Here is a 17,462-nt window from a genome sequence, read left to right as displayed (position 1 = left end):
AAACCGGGGCAACTGAGTCGTACTAGCGGAGATATCGGTTTAGATTCCCGAATAGGCTCGGGTACCTGGGGTAACGGAAGGGACGCTGCGATGGCACGCCATAGCCCTCCACTTCAGCGAACAGCATGGCGGCTTGATATTGCTCTCATGGGAAGACGTGGCGTCATGGTGACAGGATGGCTCAGGCTGCCCTCAAAAATGACGGTCGTGCCAGATCGAGCGTGAACTGACCATACGGATTGATGTGCCCATGGAAGAGCAGCGTCGGAGCCAGTTGAAGGCCCGCTCAGTGAATCAGACGAGTGCTATAGCGACTACCGCCAGCGATCCGCCGGTGAGGACCAATCTCGGATAGGACCCGGAGCGGCGGATGAGATAGGCCAGGGGCAGGAATGCTGAGACAATGGCGAGTTGGCCGAGCTCCACACCCACATTGAAGCTGACCAGGCTTAGAAGCAATGTGTCATGAGGTAGGCCGAGATCGGTAAGAACGGACGCGAACCCGAATCCATGAATGAGGCCGAATCCGAATGTCACCATCCAACGTCGGCTCATCATCAGTGGGTATAAATTACCGATCCCTGCGAACACGATTGAGGCGGCAATCACCGATTCTACCAAGCGGGACGGGAGCCGGATGATATCCAGTGCAGCCAAACTCAACGTCAGGGAGTGGGCCAAGGTAAAGGCCGTGATGATGCTGACGACATTCCAGCACACCGATGGAAACGTACCAGCTGCTTGCCAGTGCTCCTCCACTCGGATCAAAACTGCGGGAAGCGAGAGAGCCAGTAGGAATTAGGACATGGTCGAAGCCAAGCCAGATGTGCCAGATCCCTTCGTGGACAAAGTGCATGCTCTCGGTCCAGCGTGACAACTCGGCCATGGAGAATTCCTGGGCCGTGGATTCTTGACTGAAAATAGCGGTGCTGGTGTGTCCCGCTTGAGTTATACGCAGGAGCCCCTTATGTTGTGCGTCGATATCGAACAGGAGTCGGTAGTCCACCGCGAGCTGTTCGATCGGTCCGCCGCAATCGGACCGGAAACGTAAGACTGAATAGGTTCTATCCGTGTGATGATCGATGAGTTTCTCCAGCACCTGACTCGTACAGACCTGCGTAGCAGCAGACAAGGTAAGACGAGACAGTGCGTGCGCGGTGATCTCGTTGTGTTTGCTTCGGACTTCCCCCCAGGTGAGTTGCCCGTTTCCATCACTATTTAATCCAACGGCATCGTTAAGGTCGCGTAAGGCGATGTCCCATCGTCCCTCAATGTGATCACGCTGAATCGAGAGCGAGAGATAGCTATCGCTGGGTTTGTGGGCCCAAGCAGGAAAGCTGAGCAGCAGCCAGGTGATGATGAGCAGAGTGCGCATCAGAATCGTGCCTCCTGAAACTGCGTTGCAAGTTGCCGCAACTGAAAGTCTTCCACAGGGTTCGCCTTTATCCAATCAAGCACCGGCTGAGCGGCTGCTCGGTTCCCCGCTGCACAGCTCAATTAGTCTGAGCTAACGGCAGGGCGAGTTTCGCATCGTGAAGCAAGGCCAATGTGAATCGTGCCTCCTCCCTGACATGGAGGTTTGTTCCGCACTCGCGGCTGGCGGCAAAGCGGGCTGTCAGTTCGGCTGTATGGTTTTTGAACGCGGGCAGCTGTAACGCCTGTTCCTCAATCGCCAGACGCAGGAGCAATCCATCGGCCCTCGTTTCAGATTGAAGTAGGGAAATGACAGCCTGATAACGGCGCTGATCTAGCAGGAAATCCGAATAGGCACCGAGCAATTTATTGCCGTTTGGACCGATGAGCTCGCGGATAGGAATTTCCAGCCCGATGGTGTTCACGTTGAATCCGCTGAAGGTATCGGCGCCAGACGCTCCGACGATGATTGCGTCGTTGGCATCGTCGGCATCGTGCGGGGACCGACGTTCGAGGGCACCGCGAACATCGGTCCGGTACCGAGATCACGGCTTGGTCGGCCAAATCGTTATTCCGTCACCGTATAGCTTTGCCGCAATAGCCACCCTTCCGTTCCATTCCCGTCCAACGCCGTAATTGGCGGTAACGCGACATAGGAGAGAGGAAAAGCGCTTCTCGGTTGGCGAATCTCGGTTGTGGAGCGGATCTGGTAGACGATGTTTGCCGCGATGTTGTTCTTATTGTTGTCGACATGAATTTCATACAGCACGCCGTCCGCGAAATTGAAATAATTAGGCCCCGATCCCGCCTCCTGACTCGGGATCACATTCATGATCAGAATGGCTTTGACGGAGTCCTGCCAGCTACGGAAAAAGTAAAAGTCGGTGATATCCGCCGTCGGATCGTTCGCGATCAGCGGGGCTTCGCGGTGGCTGGCAGCCAAGGCTGGTGTTATCGTGAACACCGCCAGCATTGCCAGAACGAGTGGTCGAATTCGAGAAAACATGGTGTCCTCCTCCTATGTACGTCAGCCTTATCGGCGAGTTGGATTAGAGGTCGGGTAGTGGAGCCGGAACGGGTTCGGATTCAGCCTGACTGACCAATGCTGCCTCCTCTGACGTGAGTGCATCCGATTCCGGAACACGCTGCTCCTCCACGGCGGCTGTTGGTCCGCTTGGGTGATGAGTGGCACGTTGTCACTGCCATTGCAGCCGGACAAGAGTCCGACGGCGCAGACGACTCCTACAGACTCAAACTTGGATGGTTTCATGGCTCTGCTCTCCTCTCCACGGTGAACTGCTGCTGTTGTGACGGTGCATTTGGCATCAGCACCTGCCGGCGGTCTGCTTTCCATTACGAGACAGATTGCCGTTTGGATCTCTTCTTGGTGGCAGGTCTGCTTGCTGGTCGATTTTTGCGGTGCTATAGTCCGATTTCGATCGAGAGATCAAAAAAGACCCGCAATCAGGAATCTAATCTTCCCCATTGGCTCGTACAGCTTTATGGGGGAGATCGTATGCCGGTCATGACTGTGCACCTGACCAAGCTGGCTCAAGACCAAGAATGGACTCAACTGATCGCTCTCACAGCGCAGGGTGATCAGGCTGCGCTTGCGACGCTGTACGATCGGACGAGCGCCCAGGTCTTCGGTCTTGTCGTCAAAATTCTCACGAATCGCGAAGCAGCTGAAGAAGTCACATTGGACGTCTACACTCAGGTGTGGCGTCAGGCGCATACCTATGACCGGACCAGAGGGACCCCTGGTGCGTGGTTGATGATGTTGGCTCGAACGAGGGCGATCGATCGGTTTCGCGCGGGGGCCGCCGAACATGGACGGATCGAATCGTTGGATGCCGCTCATGTGTTTGCCAGCGACGACGAGACGCCGGAGCAGGATGTGGAAGGGCAAGAGCGTCGACGGTATGTGCGACATGCTTTGGCCAAGCTTGCTGAAGACCAGCGGCAAGCCATCGCCCTCGCGTATTTCTATGGGTTGAGTCAAAGCGAGATCGCTGACAAACTACAACTACCTCTGGGGACGGTGAAGACGAGAATGAGATTGGGGATGATCAAACTGCGCGAGGCCCTTGCACCCTACGAAGCAGGTCTGATGCCATGAGTGAGACTAAGTTACCGGAAGAATTAGAAGAGCAGGCGATACTCCATGCCCTCGGGGTCTTGGATCCAGAGGATGAGCAGGTCTTTACGGTGAGGCTCAAAGGAGAATCAGATCTTCTGCGAGAAACAACGCAAGCCTATCAAGCAACGCTCGGAGCACTGACTGGTGCGCTGGCTCCGGTACGACCTCAGGCGACCCTTCGTGAACGGCTTCTAGACCGGATTGCGGTAGAAGAAGCTCGCGAGGCCAAACAGTTTGAGCGAACTGCCGACGTGCTGGCACTCAACACCGTCCCCGTAAAGCCTCGGGATTCATTACGGGAGCGACTTCTGTCCCGCATTGAAGAGCCGAGCGATGTCCAACTTCATCTGGAACACCAAGCCTCCGTTACAGGCCATACGTCGGTCCGGCAAGGCGAGGGGGCCGCAAATGAAAGTGAGGCAAGGCCCAGGCATGATGTCGACTCTCTTGCTACCTGGTTAGCTTCTTGCCGGACTGCCCTTTCAAATTTCCTCCGGACTCTTTTGATTCGGTCTATGACCTCTGAGCCAGTCCGGTACTGGAAGGCCAAACTGATGTTTCAACGGCCGACCAAGGGGCTCACCTATATTAGGGCGTCGGAGGGAATCTGGCGTGGAATCGCACCGGGAGTGACGGCCAAAGTGCTCTCGTTCGATCCGGTTTCCCGAAGAGTCACGACGCTGCTTCGTTTTGCTCCGGGCACCAGCTATGCGCCGCATCGTCACAGCACAGTGGAAGAGCTCTTTGTTCTGGAAGGTGGTTGCAGTATTGCCGGTCGTGCGATGACGGTCGGGGACTATCACCGCGCGGAAGCTGGCACTGTACACCACGATACGTCGACGGACGACGGATGTCTCCTGCTCGTGATTTCCTCTCCTCAGAACGAGATGTTGAGGTAGTGTGCCGTCTGTTACTGATTCCCTCCCTGTCATGAATCCAAACACAGTGGACGTGTCGTAAGGTAAGCAGCCTCTGAGTTTGAGATTGCCAGTTCCGCTCAATCGTGTTACGAAACTACTATTCGTGCTACCACCTAGTGGAGGTCTTATGGATGAACTGGTCCGTTTCGGAGTGTCGTTGGATCGAAAGCTGTTAGGGGAGTTCGACCGTCACATTCGAGGACGGCGGTATACGAACCGTTCGGAGGCACTCCGTGATCTGATCCGAGACAAGCTCGTGGGCGAGGAGTGGGATGAAAACAAGGAAACGGTCGGGACGATCACGTTTGTCTACGACCACCATGTGCGGGATTTAACTGGAAAGTTGACCGACATCCAACATGCACACGCTGGGCACATTCTGTCCGGCATGCACGTGCATCTCGATCATCACCACTGTCTTGAAGTCCTGGTGGTCAAAGGCAAGGGGGGGGACCTCAAAAAGGTGGCGGATGCGTTGGTATCTGTAAAAGGTGTGAAACACGGCAAGTTGACGATGACGACGACAGGAAAAGCACTGCGCTAAATAGGATTTGTGTGGAGTGCCCCAGATGCCATTCGTACCCTATCTGGTATCTCTGATATTAGCTCTCTGTTGGAGCGATGACGCCTTCGGGCACGATCCCGATGAACTGGAGATCGAGGTCCCAGAAGTGTCTGTGGTGGCTGAACGGCCAGTGGCAGCCTCGTCACAACAGTTCATCCCTGACAAAGAAATCGTTCTGCAGCCTCAGGGCCGCCCGGCCCAGGTGCTTCGCTTGATTCCCGGCTTCGTGGCGGTGGAACACTCCGGGGGCGCCGGCAAAGCTGATCAGTATTTTCTCCGGGGCTTCGACGCGGACCACGGCACAGACGTGGGATTTTTTCTTGATGGCATGCCGATCAATCTTCGTACCCATGCGCATGGGCAAGGCTATACGGATCTCAACGTCATTATTCCAGAGACTATCATTGGGGTTGATGTCCACAAGGGCTCTTACCTACCGGAGTACGGGGATTTCGCCACAGCAGGGGCGGTGAATTTTCGGACGCGCGATATGGTGAAAGAAGGACTCGTTCAAGGAGCGGGTGGAGAGTATAGCGCCCAGCGGTATCTGCTGATGCTCTCGCCGACGAAAGACCGCGTCCGCACCTTGTTTGCCGCCGAAGGGTTCTATACGAACGGCCCGTATCTCAACGACAATCAATATTATCGGACCAATCTATTGGGCAAGGTCACGACGAATCTGACCGGAAGAGACGAGTTGAGTGTCAAGGCCACCTTCCTTCATTCCAAATGGGATGGTTCCGGTGAGATTCCTTTCCGTGCCGTGAGTACGGGGCTTCTGGACCGGTTTGGTACCATCAATCCGTATGAAGGAGGCAATACACTCCGAACGACAGGGAACGTGAACTATCACTACGACACCACCACAGGTGGTCAGTTTTTTGCGAATGCCTATGGCCAATACTATCGGCTGGACCTGTTCACGGATTTTACATTCTTCCTCAATGATCCCGTAAACGGCGACGGCTTCGCACAATTCGATCGTCGGGCCATCTATGGTGGCGATTTTGGTTTCAAGCAACGGATCGAACTGCTGGGCATGCCGACCGTGGGGACCGTGGGGTTTCAGACGAGAGTCGACGATGTTCATGCCAAATTGGGAACGCAGACCCTACGCACGCCGACCGGCACCACCATCGACAGCGATGCCCGAACGGTATCCTATTCGCCCTTCATCAAGGCAGAGGTTCAGCCTCTACCATGGGTTCGGTTTTCGGGAGGTGTCAGGGGAGAGTTTTTCACATTCGACGTAGGCAACCGATGCGCCACTTGTGCCGAACAGCCGGACGGTCGAAAGGGTTCCGGCATTATTCTCCCGAAGATGAGTATGATTCTCGGGCCCTGGGCACGTACTGAATTCTTCGTCAACTACGGAGAAGGGTTTCACAGCAATGATGCCCGCTCAGCCATAGCAACCGGGGCGTCTCCTCTTGCAAGAGCGAGAAGCTATGAAGTCGGGATCCGATTCAGGCCCTGGGGTCCGCAGGGTCTCGAGCTGATCGCCACGGCATGGCGATTGGATCTTAAGTCGGAATTGGTTCTGGTCGGTGACGAAGGGACGACGGAAATTCGTGGAGCCACCCGACGCCAGGGGGTGGAAGTCGCCGTCCGGGGCCAAGTCTGGGGACCGCTCTATGTGAACGGGAGTTTCACCTGGACCCATGCGGAATTTCGCAACGGCGATGCCATCCCGTTGGCGCCTGAATATACCGCCTATGGAGCGGCCATTCTTCAGTGGCCGCCCGGGCTCACATCGCAACTGCAGGCGACGTATCTCGGGGTTCGACCGCTGATTGAAGATCGGAGCATCAAGTCGCCTTCGTGGATTACCTTCGATCTTTCAGAACGCTATCGCATACCCGTCAAATTGCCTCATGGACGCCTCGAGGCCTTTCTCTTCGTGCAGAACCTGTTCAATACCAAATGGGAACAGGCGATCTTTGCGTTTGAGTCACGTCTGCGGACCGAACCGACTGGCGTGGCGGACATTCACTTTGTACCAGGCAATCCGAGGACGGTGATGGGGGGACTGGCCTGGTACTTTTGAATGGGGCATGGTCAATGTTTAAAATGGCTCACGATCCATCATCCACGAAGTAAGCATTGCGATGCCAAAGATCCTCACTCGTACTTTTTTTGATCGTCCCACGCTGACGGTTGCGCGCTCCCTTATCGGCAAGTATGTGGTGCGTGAGAACGGGAAGGGGCTCCTTCTTGGAAAAATCATCGAGGTGGAAGCGTATATCGGTACTGAAGACAAAGCCTGTCATGCCTCAAAAGGGAGGACTACGCGAACCGAGGTGTTGTTCGGTCCTCCAGGAATAGCCTATGTCTACCTGATCTACGGCATGTACGACATGTTGAACGTGGTGACGGAGCGGGCGGAACTTCCAGCTGCCGTGCTGATTCGAGCGATTGAAGTCGAGGGGAGGTTGATCGATGGGCCTGGGAAGCTGTGCCGGGAGCTGGAGATCGACCGGTCATTGCATCGACTCGATCTGACACAAGGCCAATCGCTCTGGTTTGAAGATCGAGGTTCCAGGGTTCCCAGCAAGCAGGTCGGGACATTTCCGCGAATCGGCGTCGACTACGCCGGGGCCTGGGCCAAAAAACCTTGGCGGTTCCGATTGATGCACCGGGTCTAAGCAGGTGAGCCGTCCGGCTGGTGGAGCGGATTCTGAAAGCACAAACTGGGGAAGCCTTGTGTTCTACAAGGCTTCCCCGGTGGATCACTGAGCAATCAGTCGATCTTACGATCGCCGGTAATCTTGGTTGCAGAGGTCACCGGAGGGGCAATCTTGATGTCCGGCCCCTGGACGTTTGGAAGCCTGCCGGCACCCTGCGTCTGCGTGATCCGCGCATTGTCCGTCTTCACGAGCTCTTGCTTGCTGTGGTGATCGTCGAAGCCAGCCGCTTTCAACAGAGAGTTGGCTCCCCCAGCATTCGCCTGGCCGGGATCGTTTGCCGTCGGCTGGCCGGTGACCGGACTGCCCGAGTTCTGCATCGGATAGCCCTCATGCTTGGGGAGCAGCGCCGGGTTTGCCGACGCGACGGAACACGCAAGCAGGATTGAGGACACGGTCGCAAACACACCAGTAAGAGGTTTCATACCTGTTCTCCATTTGAAAAAGAAAGATAGATGACCATCATGCGTTCTTGAGTTGTCGAATGTGAGCCTTATGTACGCGGGCAGAATCATAGCGATGGACGGCATTTCTGTCAAACAGGTCGAAGCCTGACGGACCTTGCCGTGGTGGCGTCGTCGAGCCGCTGTGAACCATACAATAAAGCATGATTAAGGCACGATGATGAAAATTGGTTTGTCAGGTCGGTCGGCGAGGGGGACGTCGGCCTCGTCCGCGATGTCGAAATGCTGGTCCACGGCTGACCCCGGGAAGGCGAATCGTGACGCTTGTGCCTTCCCCTGCGGCACTGCTGATTGCGATCGCTCCGCCGTGCTCTTCGACGATCTTCTTGACGCTGGGGAGGCCCAGTCCAATCCCTGAGCGCTTGGTGGTGAAAAATGGCTCGAAGACTTTGTCGACGAGTTCGGCTGGGATCGGCACGCCGTCGTTCTTGATCAATATCTGTACTTCAATCCCTCGACCGGCGCGATGCTGCGTGACTTGGATATGAAGATGGCCGCCGGGAGACATCGCCTCGGAGGCATTCCGGAAAATGCTGAGGAACGTCTGTTGGAGCTTGGCTTCATCGCCTCTCACCGGTGCAATGATATTGGCGTAGTCTTTGGTGACTTGAATACGGGTCGCTTCGAGATCGGTTCCCACGACGACCAGCGCACTTTCGAGTACTTCAGGAATCCGACAGAGATGCCGGTGGAGTTCGAGCGGTTTGGCGAAATCGAGGATTTCATTGAGAATCGCCTCGATCCGGATTAGGTCACGCATGGCATTCTCAACGCGCGTCTGGGGATCAAAGTCGAGAATGCCTTCGCTGGTCACTTCCTCCAGTTGGGATCGAATAGAGGCAAGCGGTTCCCGAATTTCCGTCGCTAAAAATGTGCTGAATTCGCTGATGGCGGCCTGGCGCTCCTGCTTACGAATGACGGGTTCGGAAGGACCAGTGGCGGAGGGTTGGAGGCTAGAAGGTCCAGCTTCGGTCGCCAGGAGAGGGTTCGTGGTCTGAGGCGCGGGTGTTTGTAAAAGTTCCGCGAGTTTGAGAATGACAGGTTCCAGGGTGCGAGCGTCGGTGGTTTGGTAACGGTCTGCATCCTTCGCCCCCAGCGTAATGGTTCCACCAACCTGCCCTTTGACAAAGAAGGGAATAACAAGCGAGGACTGAAACCGGTCTTTAAAGAGATGCTTGTGGTCGACAAAACGACCTTGCGTGCTAGCCAGGTCGTGATCCACGCGCGGCTTTCGATGCCGCACCGCCCAGCCCGCAGCCGAGCTATCCAGGGTGAGCCGCTGCCCGGGCTTGAGTTCCTTCTTCGCCTCTTTCTGTTCCCCTTTCAGGTCATCGACAAGGCCCAACACCTCGACATTTCCCGCAAGTGGATCGTAGTAGCAGGCCCAGGCCCGATCATAGGCCACCAATTGGTAGGCCTCGGTCAAGACCGTTTCAATTCTGCCCTGGAGTTCTGGTGAGGAATGTTTTGTGACCGGTGGATAGAGTTCTGCACCGGCCGGCTGTTGCGCGCTCGGTTCCTGCGTGACGTAAGAACGGCTCAATACTACATTCGTATTAAAAAGCCCTTCGCGGTCCAAGGCCTTGGTCATGCCATCGCACATCTGCTCCAGCTGCGACTTCTCCTTCTTCGAAAAAGCCGCACCTTCCTTTCGTCCAATGACCAGGCAACCGTACACACGATTGAGGTGGCGAAGTGGAACAGCGAGCAGCGACTTCGCGCCCGGGGTAATCAACCGTAAGCGAACCGTGCGTCCGCTTTCTTGGTCTTGCGTGGTCGTCGCCAAGACGGCGGCTCGGTGGTTTGACAGGGTGCGGAGTACCGCTTGAATGTCCCTCGGGGCGAAGCCACGCGACGCATGCTCGATAAGGGGGCCGTTCTCTTGATGGAAGATGGCCGCTAGGACCGAATCGGACCCGATGTCGTTCAGCGCGGCATTCAACGTCCGTTGAAGCAGGGTCTCAGGGGATGGCTTGGTCTGAGCAGTCGATGTGGTCATAGGTTCGAATATCGGTGCGCATTGTAGCCGGATCCTTCATGAATAGCTACTCTTTCGCAACTCGTACAGGTGGCCTTTGGATGGCGATGTGCTACGGCTACGAATGTGATCAGTCAAGACAGGAGAAGACTCTCGACGGAGTCGAACGAGCGACTCGGTCGGCGTCTCTCCGAACCCCTAACGGCTTGGTTACTATCTTGGACGATCATCAACCGTTCCCTACCGCCATGTCTTAGCGGCGCCCTCCTAGGTAGACCGCTGTGGACATGACATAGGAGGTGAAAAGAGGTGTAATGACCGTGGCATCGATACAAAGATATTTTACACGTGCACTTGGGACCAGGGCGGATATCCGAAGCAGGCGCAATTGTTTAGGTTTGCAAATATATTTGTCTGTCCACATGGTAGAACTTCACCGACAAGGCGATTCATGGTGTAAATATTTTTTACAACTTGAATCTCGGTCGCTCATATCCTTCGATAAATTTCAACAGGTTAATGGGTGGCGTTCGGATTGCATTATGTTTTGACACTTTTTTGATTTGGAAGGCGGTTAAGAGGAAGGCGTGGCTCTGACAAAGGAGGAGATCATGCACATGAAGCGGACGGGGATTCGGCGGCTGGTAGCGGTAGGGCTTGTCATAATCTCGGTCATGTCGTTTGGGGCAAGGGAATCGGCCCAAGCCATACCAGTGACGGTTCAATTTGCGGGAGCCGTCTTTAATGCAAATTCTCCGTTGAATACTACAGTTCTTCCCGGCACTCTTATCAGCGGATCCTATACGTTCGAATCCACAACGCCTGATCAGTTCATCATAGGCGATCCGTTAAATGTCATCGGGAGTTATGCCCTCAGTAACTTTTCAGTCAGTTTTCTCGGCCGAACCTATTCAATGGCCACCCATTCAAGGCCAAATGAGATCCGAATTGAGGATAATAATTTTGCTGATGCCTATCGAGTGCTTCTCATCCCATCGGGGCTTGAGCAGGCTATTATTGGCCCTTCAATAAACGGCCTGATACCAACTTCTTTTCAATTCAATATTTTTGGAAATATGTTCACGAGCGCGGCCCTTCCCCTTGTGCCTCCTCCACTGCCAGGTAATCCCACATTCAACATCACTTTTACGGGAGGGGGAATTGTTGCTGGGATTCAGGGCAGGCTTACTTCCTTGACGGCTGTACCGGAGCCGAGCTCGCTGATGTTGATGGAGATCGGGCTGCTCGGATTAATTGGCTATGAGATGAGACGTCGCCTGACAGCAAATCTTCGGTCAAAAGAGCGTCTGCCCAGGCTTTGAAGGGATGCCAGGGAGACTCATGCGCATGAAAAGCAGACGAGCGTCGTGTTGGATTACAATTAACCTGTCATGCGTAGCCTTGTGGCTGTCTTTCAGTGGGCTGGCCCAGGCTATACCGGTGACGCTAAACTTTGAGGGGATGGTACTCGGCCATCTGGCCTCGCCGTTGAATCCGTTGATCGTACTTGGTACGTCCATCAGAGGATTCCATACATTCGAGTCCCTGACTCCCCATCGGCAGTGGGATTGGGTATTGCGTGTAGCCCCATATGAATGAGGAGTCCATACCAACTCTGATGGGAATTCACTAATGCTCAATTTTAGAACCTCGGAAGAGGGAAGAGACAAGGGGAAGAATATGTTTAAAACTATTTGCTATCGTACTGCCATTCTACTGATCCTCATTGTGGTGTGCGTAGACGATGCTCAGGCAGCTCCCGTGACACCTGGAAACATTCTCGCCGCGAGTTGGGAAACCGGTCTTCTTTCCGAGTACACCTCGTCCGGGACATTGGTGCAGACATTCAGCGTTCCTGACGTTGACGGTGATGGTTTCCATGAATTACGAGATGTGAAGGTCGACTCAAATAACGGAGTTCACCTATACAACGGAACATTTGATCCTTATCTGACGTCACTCGATCCTCGTTCAAATAGTTTTCAGCATCACACATTCTCAGGCTTGAGCACAGTGAACAACGTCAGTTTTGGTGGACTCGATACGTTTGGGAACGTTGCGTTCCTCACGGATATGCGTACGTTTGGGGATGGTGGGGCAGACGAAGCCATGGGAATTGTTCGATTTAGCCTGACGGATTTCTCAGCGACGCGCTTTGCTACCTCAGAGGGTTATCAGGATCTCACGATCGGTCTTAATGGCCTGCTCTACGCCTTGCCTGGAGAAGGGACGCCTGCTAGTTCCATAGAGGTCTTTGACCCAACCACTCTGGCATCAGTACGAACCATCCCATTCCCGGACGATCTTTTTATAGCCGACGTTCGGGGAATTGCTGTCGACCAGAACGGGTTGATTTATGCAGCTGGGTGGGACGGGAACATTTTTCAGGTTGACGGTACCGGGATGATACGTCGGTCAGTGAACACGGGGATTTCAAACCTAATGGACATAGATATCAATCCAGGAGGTCAGATACTTGCCAGTGGCCGTTTTGGTGAGATCATCCTCGCTAATGCAAACCTAGTACAGCAAAGGGCGTTCACAATCGAAGGAGGGCCGTCGGTTCATGTGGCTTTTGCCCATCCGGCTACACCTGTGCCGGAGTCCAGTGCCCTCGTATTGACGGGGTTGGGTTTGCTCGGGTTGATCGCTTTCAAGATGGGACGATGTGGGGCTGTCCGGGCCAAGTAGTGAGCTAAGCCACAGATATTTCTGGTCAGGCTTTAACCATACATTTTGTCGATTGTTGGGAAGAGAGAGTTTGCCATCTGCATATTGAGTCAGGAAGGTGCTAGAAACGGTCAGAACTCCTTTCGCGAATTAGACTCAAACAGGTAGTGCCACCGTTTTGGGTACAGACCATAGAGTCCTGCCAATGTGCCTGGAGCATAGACAGGTTCTTTCGCAATCAGATGGAACCCGTGCTTTTCCAAGAGAGGGCGAAAGTTTTGTTGGGAATGATCCTGTTCGCGCGAGAACAACTCATCGTCATAATGGGCCAGCATGAAGTATTTGGCCTGACATCGTGAAATCGCATTGAGCCACCAGGTGATCGACTCCATGGTGCACTCCTGAAAACTATGAATATTGGTCACGATATCGATGTCATGATGTTCAAAACTGGTTTGGACCGCATCTAATGGTATGGTTTTCGCTTTACCCGACACGTCTCTGTAGTGAAGGTAGTATTCACAGAGGAAACTCGATTCCGGAACAGCATCGGTGCATAGAATCTGTTCCAGATTTGGCAAGCCCTTCACCAGCCGATGTGCCAGTCGGCCATAGCCTGCCCCAATATCAAGGATTCGCATCGACGACCTCCGTGATACCTGGAGATGGCGTTCCAGGAAGTTAATCTCGAGCACGGAGTCCAGCAGGTCTCTGCTCACAGTTTTTCCGTGGTCCATGGTGAAGGTTAATACCCCAAATGATCCGTCCTCATCCAATCGGTCGAGGAGGCCGAGGGTGTCGATCTCCTTCACGTAGTAGGTTGTGAATGCATAGGCGACCAAGAGATCGTGCCCGGTTCGTCTGCTTTGCCACAAATACACATTATCGTCACGGAAAGAACCCATGCTCAAGTCAGTTTGAAGGTATTCTGGCTTCCATATTGAATGAGACGCTGCGGGATGCCCTTCATATCGCTTCCTGTATTCCAACAGTCGAGGATTATCGTGACGGAGATATTCTAAGGCGTTGGCTGATACATGGCCTTTGCTGCACCAGCCTTTATATTTCTCAACGGGATCCTCAAAGATCTCTTTGAAGTGACTTCGTCGAACGACAGCAAGGTCCAGAGGGCTTAAGATACCATTGAGTGTTCCCGTCACACGAAAGAGGCTCATTGCTCAGCCTTTAGACAATGTGATGACCGCAGTTACCCCAAGCACCGTCTTCTTTGATCCTCCCTCACGTGTTTCCCGAAACGATCGCTTGATGCAATGCATCAATCCCTCGGCATTTTATCGGGATCGAGCTCAACCAACCGCAGTCTGCCGTTACCAATGTGGTCGGTCTTGTAGATACGATCGCCGATCTGGATGGTTCCGATTAGGAGATTGCCGGTGATGACAAATGTGAAGTCGCCTTCGACCGGAGGTTTGAAAACCCCGCGGATGACACTCGTGTCATTGATGCGGGAAGCCGGGGAAGAGACCTCCAGTTCGGGGTTGGCCTTGTCGAAAAGCTCAACGGTAATCCTAGGAAGGGGTCTGGCTCCCGCATCCTTGAGAAGTTGAAGGAGCGGAAGATCAAGTGCAACCTCTCGATCGCGAATCATCCAAGGTTTTCTTGGCACCGGTGATTGATTCGACTGAGGTGTGAGAACGGTTTGCCACAAGCGCTTCGGCTCAGAATGCTCCTCAGCCTTCGCAGTCCGGCTCAGCCCGCCCCCTAACACCATGCCACTGAGCACCATAACAATGAGAGGAAGATATCGAAATCGGTGAGACACAGAGGCTCTCCATGAAGCGCTACATATTTCGTCACTGTACCATATCAAATTCAGCGATTCAGCGCGATTGTGACCGGGAGGACGCAGTTGTAGTTTCCTCTTGGTATGTTGCGGCTCAAGGGAAAGGTGTGCGAATCGTTCCATGCGATTTCCCCTGAGAATCCGTGCGAGCCTTATCGAGAGCATCGCCGTCTGAATCGTCATCCGATTCGTCAACATCATCGAGTGAATCTCCCCGCAAGTTGGGTCGAGAACTTTTCAAGGGATCAGCAAAGGTGGTGGCAGACGTTGTGCCGCCTGCACGCCAGGCGGCAATGGTATTGCGGACCTCATTCATAGACCGCGCAATGTCTGCTGAGTTCGTGGGATTGATCCGATGATCGATCCCAGCCGGCCGACCATTGATCTTGATCTTTGGGTTTGAAAAATACTTCACGCGTGGGCAGGACCCCGTGGGGCAGGGATAGGCCATGATCGTCCGAAATTTCCCGACGGTGTCTCGATAGCCGTACGAATAGGGATAGACGCCGGTACCGCCGCTTGCGCGATCGTGTGCGTTCCCCATGTTATGACCCAATTCGTGCGTGAGGGTGTTGTTCGCCACACAGTCACGATCCGTCACGCTGAAAGCGTAATTGGCGAAGCTGGCCCTCGGGCCGTTCGCCATGACATAGGCGATGCCGCAATAGGCGCCCCCATTGTCCACGATCAATGCGACCAGATCGGCCTTATATTGATTGCGCAGTTGATGAATGGAATCCATGAATCCATCGGTTGTCCGCTGTAAACGCGAGAGATCGGTGCTGATGTTGCCCGTTTCCGTATAGGCGACTTCGGCAGCTCGGACCAGCCGGAGTCGCATTGCGATTCTGCTATTGCTGTATGCTTGATTGGCCAGATCAACGCCCAGCGCGATCAACGCGTTCATGGCAGCTTGTCCACCCTGTTTCGCGCGCGCCATGGAGGTGTAGACGACGAGCAGATCAACGATGGTATTTGTGCTCGTCGCTGCCGCTGTGGTCACGCTATCAGTTGAGGCGGCCACACTGGCATCAGGCTGCTGGAGCTCCGGTTCTGGATCCGGCGGATCTGCAGGAGTTCCATCATCGGGTACCACGAGTGGATGGTGATCCGGACGCATGGCGTCGTCGTCAATTTCAACGAGGCGATGACGGTTGTCCTCAGTCGGCTCGATTTTGTAGAGTCGGTCGCCCGAGACGATCGTCCCAGCCATTTTCTTGCCGCGCACAGCCAAGGTGACATCGCTGTTCTGGTCACCGCGTAGCCGTCCACGCCATACCTTTGCCTTGTTGCCCTGGACTTCCGGTTCATCGAGTTCGAGCGTCTGTGTCACGGTCTCGAAGAGGTCCAGCGTGACGGTAGCCTTATTTTCTTTGCGAGAGGAGTGTAAGGCCTCAAGCGCGACCGGGTTGAGGGCCATGGTTCGATGCTTTCGCACCCATCGCTTGGCCATCTGAGGTGACGGAAAGGCTTGGGCAATGGCAGGAGGAATGTCGCTCGGGGCTTCAATAAGGAGTGGTGTTTCGGACTGCGGCGAGGCGCAGATTCCGACATCGGACATGCCAAAGGTGATCGCGCATAGACTAAGGACCAAGGGATATGATCGGAACGATGAGCAAGAACGTATGCGGCAATCTGTCCGCGACCGTCCACCCAGCAGCGTCGGCTCCATGTAACCCTCCTTGTAATTGATAAATGCGCTGACTCATTCAGGAGCAAAGGCTATACCATCGCGTAGCAAGGGATTGTCCCTTGAGCAAAGGGCTGTGCTTTCTACAGTATGAAGCGTGTTCGATGTTGACACATACAACGGGGCACAGACGAGTAAGGGGAACACCTCTGCAAGAAAGTGTAGAAGGTGAAGGAGTAAGCCTACGTAGAAAAGCGTGTGGTAATCGATTGGATCGTTGCGGTGACAGGGTGGTGTATTTACCGTCTTCCCTTTTCGAAGGGCGCGGCGGAATCAGGAAGCAGAGTACCGGTAGTCATCAATCAGGATTGATAATCTTGGGAGGACGGCGCTGTTCCTCGTGGACGTCAAGATGGACTTGGCGGTCGACGGTCCAGCTGTTGAGGACGGTCGTCACCAGACTGATGACCAAGGCACCCCCGACGGCCGACCAGAATCCGGAGACCGTGAACCCTTTCACGAGAAACGCCGTGAATTCCAATAACAGTGCATTCAAAACCACGAGAAAGAGTCCAAGGGTAAAGAGGATCAATGGCAAGGTGAGAAGAAAGAGCACTGGACGAAGGATCACGTTCAAGAACGTCAAGACTAAGACCGCCGCTACACCGGCTGTGAGGCTGTTCGCTTCCAGCCCCGGGACCATTGCAATCGCCAGGAACACGGCTACACCGGTGATGAACACGCGCATAAGCGCATGGCGGATACCGCCGTGGAATGGAGATTCGTGAACCGCGCGAGAAAAACGAATGCCAGGCATCGGCTACCGAGGGATAGCAGGGTTTCTCATCGGTGAATAATGAACGACGGTTGCAGTCACCTTCTGCTTGTCTTTGGTCGCCTCAATGATGACACGGTCGCCCACTTCGGGCGGGTCGACTGATTTGAGGTTGTTCTTGTTTCTAAATTTCACCTGCTTGTCGAGCAGCACGGAGACGACCGGCCCTTTGGCTGTCTTGACTTCTATATGTTGGACATCGATAGCCGTCACGGTACCAAGTACGTGCATAACATCCGCTGCGCGGGTCGGGCCAGCAGAAAACAATCCGACGAGCATGAATAACCCAACACTGGTTCGTATCAGCCGATCGACGCTCAGAAACATAACCCTATCCGGTAAAGTCGAGTGTCTTCGTC

General features: G+C 54.4%; 16 protein-coding genes and 1 pseudogene. 7 read left to right on the top strand and 10 right to left on the bottom strand.

All coding sequences use genetic code 11. The features are described from left to right. Nucleotides 1-294 precede the first annotated feature (294 nt). The 3 genes and pseudogenes from IPM58_12205 to IPM58_12195 form a co-directional block, all read right to left on the bottom strand. Nucleotides 295-1,375: pseudogene (locus tag IPM58_12205) on the bottom strand (HupE/UreJ family protein). Nucleotides 1,376-1,493: 118 nt separating this feature from the next. Further along, nucleotides 1,494-1,838, bottom strand: coding sequence for a hypothetical protein (locus IPM58_12200; GenBank protein ID MBK9307821.1), 345 nt, complete (start codon nt 1,836-1,838; stop codon nt 1,494-1,496). 143 nt (nt 1,839-1,981) lie between these two features. Next, complete coding sequence (locus IPM58_12195) at nt 1,982-2,419, bottom strand: DUF4331 family protein (protein ID MBK9307820.1); 438 nt, start codon at nt 2,417-2,419, stop codon at nt 1,982-1,984. A gap of 510 nt (nt 2,420-2,929) precedes the next feature. On the opposite strand from IPM58_12195, the gene IPM58_12190 reads away from it, so the two are divergent. The 5 genes from IPM58_12190 to IPM58_12170 all read left to right on the top strand — a co-directional run bounded on the left by IPM58_12190 (nt 2,930) and on the right by IPM58_12170 (nt 7,683). Then, the gene (locus IPM58_12190; protein ID MBK9307819.1) at nt 2,930-3,532 is read left to right on the top strand and encodes a sigma-70 family RNA polymerase sigma factor; all 603 of its coding nucleotides are present in this window, start codon (nt 2,930-2,932) and stop codon (nt 3,530-3,532) included. Continuing rightward, the gene (locus IPM58_12185) at nt 3,529-4,452 is read left to right on the top strand and encodes a cupin domain-containing protein (protein ID MBK9307818.1); all 924 of its coding nucleotides are present in this window, start codon (nt 3,529-3,531) and stop codon (nt 4,450-4,452) included. The genes IPM58_12190 and IPM58_12185 overlap by 4 nt, the downstream gene beginning before the upstream one ends. Nucleotides 4,453-4,600: 148 nt before the next feature. Next, a complete protein-coding gene (gene nikR / locus IPM58_12180) occupies nt 4,601-5,017 on the top strand; it encodes a nickel-responsive transcriptional regulator NikR (GenBank protein ID MBK9307817.1) in 417 nt (138 codons plus the stop codon). A gap of 25 nt (nt 5,018-5,042) precedes the next feature. Continuing rightward, nucleotides 5,043-7,085 carry a TonB-dependent receptor plug domain-containing protein gene (locus IPM58_12175; protein MBK9307816.1) on the top strand — a complete coding sequence of 681 codons (2,043 nt, stop codon included), beginning with the start codon at nt 5,043-5,045 and terminating at the stop codon, nt 7,083-7,085. 61 nt (nt 7,086-7,146) lie between these two features. Continuing rightward, entirely contained in the window at nt 7,147-7,683 is a 537-nt protein-coding gene (locus IPM58_12170) for a DNA-3-methyladenine glycosylase (protein ID MBK9307815.1), read from the top strand. A gap of 95 nt (nt 7,684-7,778) precedes the next feature. On the opposite strand, the gene IPM58_12165 is transcribed toward IPM58_12170, so the two are convergent. Further along, on the bottom strand, nt 7,779-8,147 hold the full coding sequence (locus tag IPM58_12165) for a hypothetical protein (GenBank protein MBK9307814.1): 369 nt from the start codon (nt 8,145-8,147) through the stop codon (nt 7,779-7,781). 214 nt (nt 8,148-8,361) lie between these two features. Next, on the bottom strand, nt 8,362-10,185 hold the full coding sequence (locus tag IPM58_12160; protein MBK9307813.1) for a GAF domain-containing protein: 1,824 nt from the start codon (nt 10,183-10,185) through the stop codon (nt 8,362-8,364). A gap of 566 nt (nt 10,186-10,751) precedes the next feature. Between IPM58_12160 and IPM58_12155 the strand changes: the two genes are divergently transcribed. Next, complete coding sequence (locus IPM58_12155) at nt 10,752-11,486, top strand: PEP-CTERM sorting domain-containing protein (GenBank protein MBK9307812.1); 735 nt, start codon at nt 10,752-10,754, stop codon at nt 11,484-11,486. A gap of 358 nt (nt 11,487-11,844) precedes the next feature. Then, entirely contained in the window at nt 11,845-12,855 is a 1,011-nt protein-coding gene (locus IPM58_12150) for a hypothetical protein (protein ID MBK9307811.1), read from the top strand. Nucleotides 12,856-12,965: 110 nt separating this feature from the next. Here IPM58_12150 and IPM58_12145 read toward each other — a convergent pair whose 3' ends face one another. The 5 genes from IPM58_12145 to IPM58_12125 all read right to left on the bottom strand — a co-directional run bounded on the left by IPM58_12145 (nt 12,966) and on the right by IPM58_12125 (nt 17,430). Beyond that, nucleotides 12,966-14,009: a putative sugar O-methyltransferase gene (locus IPM58_12145; GenBank protein ID MBK9307810.1), complete on the bottom strand. Its 1,044-nt coding sequence runs from the start codon at nt 14,007-14,009 to the stop codon at nt 12,966-12,968. A gap of 101 nt (nt 14,010-14,110) precedes the next feature. After that, the gene (locus tag IPM58_12140) at nt 14,111-14,617 is read right to left on the bottom strand and encodes a hypothetical protein (GenBank protein MBK9307809.1); all 507 of its coding nucleotides are present in this window, start codon (nt 14,615-14,617) and stop codon (nt 14,111-14,113) included. 115 nt (nt 14,618-14,732) lie between these two features. Then, nucleotides 14,733-16,199 (bottom strand): zinc-dependent metalloprotease, encoded by a 1,467-nt coding sequence (locus IPM58_12135; protein MBK9307808.1) that lies wholly within the window; start codon nt 16,197-16,199, stop codon nt 14,733-14,735. Between the two features lie 427 nt (nt 16,200-16,626). After that, nucleotides 16,627-17,085, bottom strand: coding sequence for a phage holin family protein (locus tag IPM58_12130; protein MBK9307807.1), 459 nt, complete (start codon nt 17,083-17,085; stop codon nt 16,627-16,629). Nucleotides 17,086-17,088: 3 nt separating this feature from the next. Next, nucleotides 17,089-17,430, bottom strand: a complete 342-nt coding sequence (locus IPM58_12125) for a hypothetical protein (protein ID MBK9307806.1) — start codon at nt 17,428-17,430, stop codon at nt 17,089-17,091. Between the last annotated feature and the right edge of the window lie 32 nt (nt 17,431-17,462).

It is taken from the genome of Nitrospira sp. (assembly GCA_016715825.1).
In the GTDB taxonomy this organism is placed as follows: Bacteria; Nitrospirota; Nitrospiria; order Nitrospirales; family Nitrospiraceae; genus Nitrospira_D.
The sequence above is the reverse complement of the archived record's forward strand: the minus strand, read 5'-3'. Positions and strand labels throughout refer to the sequence as shown.

Bases quoted from the DNA above. Each gene is read 5' to 3' on its own strand.
- IPM58_12195 (MBK9307820.1), bottom strand. From the start codon at position 2,419: ATGTTTTCTCGAATTCGACCACTCGTTCTGGCAATGCTGGCGGTGTTC.
- IPM58_12190 (MBK9307819.1), top strand. From the start codon at position 2,930: ATGCCGGTCATGACTGTGCACCTGACCAAGCTGGCTCAAGACCAAGAA.
- IPM58_12185 (MBK9307818.1), top strand. From the start codon at position 3,529: ATGAGTGAGACTAAGTTACCGGAAGAATTAGAAGAGCAGGCGATACTC.
- nikR (MBK9307817.1), top strand. From the start codon at position 4,601: ATGGATGAACTGGTCCGTTTCGGAGTGTCGTTGGATCGAAAGCTGTTA.
- IPM58_12175 (MBK9307816.1), top strand. From the start codon at position 5,043: ATGCCATTCGTACCCTATCTGGTATCTCTGATATTAGCTCTCTGTTGG.
- IPM58_12170 (MBK9307815.1), top strand. From the start codon at position 7,147: ATGCCAAAGATCCTCACTCGTACTTTTTTTGATCGTCCCACGCTGACG.
- IPM58_12165 (MBK9307814.1), bottom strand. From the start codon at position 8,147: ATGAAACCTCTTACTGGTGTGTTTGCGACCGTGTCCTCAATCCTGCTT.
- IPM58_12160 (MBK9307813.1), bottom strand. From the start codon at position 10,185: ATGACCACATCGACTGCTCAGACCAAGCCATCCCCTGAGACCCTGCTT.
- IPM58_12150 (MBK9307811.1), top strand. From the start codon at position 11,845: ATGTTTAAAACTATTTGCTATCGTACTGCCATTCTACTGATCCTCATT.
- IPM58_12145 (MBK9307810.1), bottom strand. From the start codon at position 14,009: ATGAGCCTCTTTCGTGTGACGGGAACACTCAATGGTATCTTAAGCCCT.
- IPM58_12135 (MBK9307808.1), bottom strand. From the start codon at position 16,199: ATGTCCGATGTCGGAATCTGCGCCTCGCCGCAGTCCGAAACACCACTC.
- IPM58_12130 (MBK9307807.1), bottom strand. From the start codon at position 17,085: ATGCCTGGCATTCGTTTTTCTCGCGCGGTTCACGAATCTCCATTCCAC.
- IPM58_12125 (MBK9307806.1), bottom strand. From the start codon at position 17,430: ATGTTTCTGAGCGTCGATCGGCTGATACGAACCAGTGTTGGGTTATTC.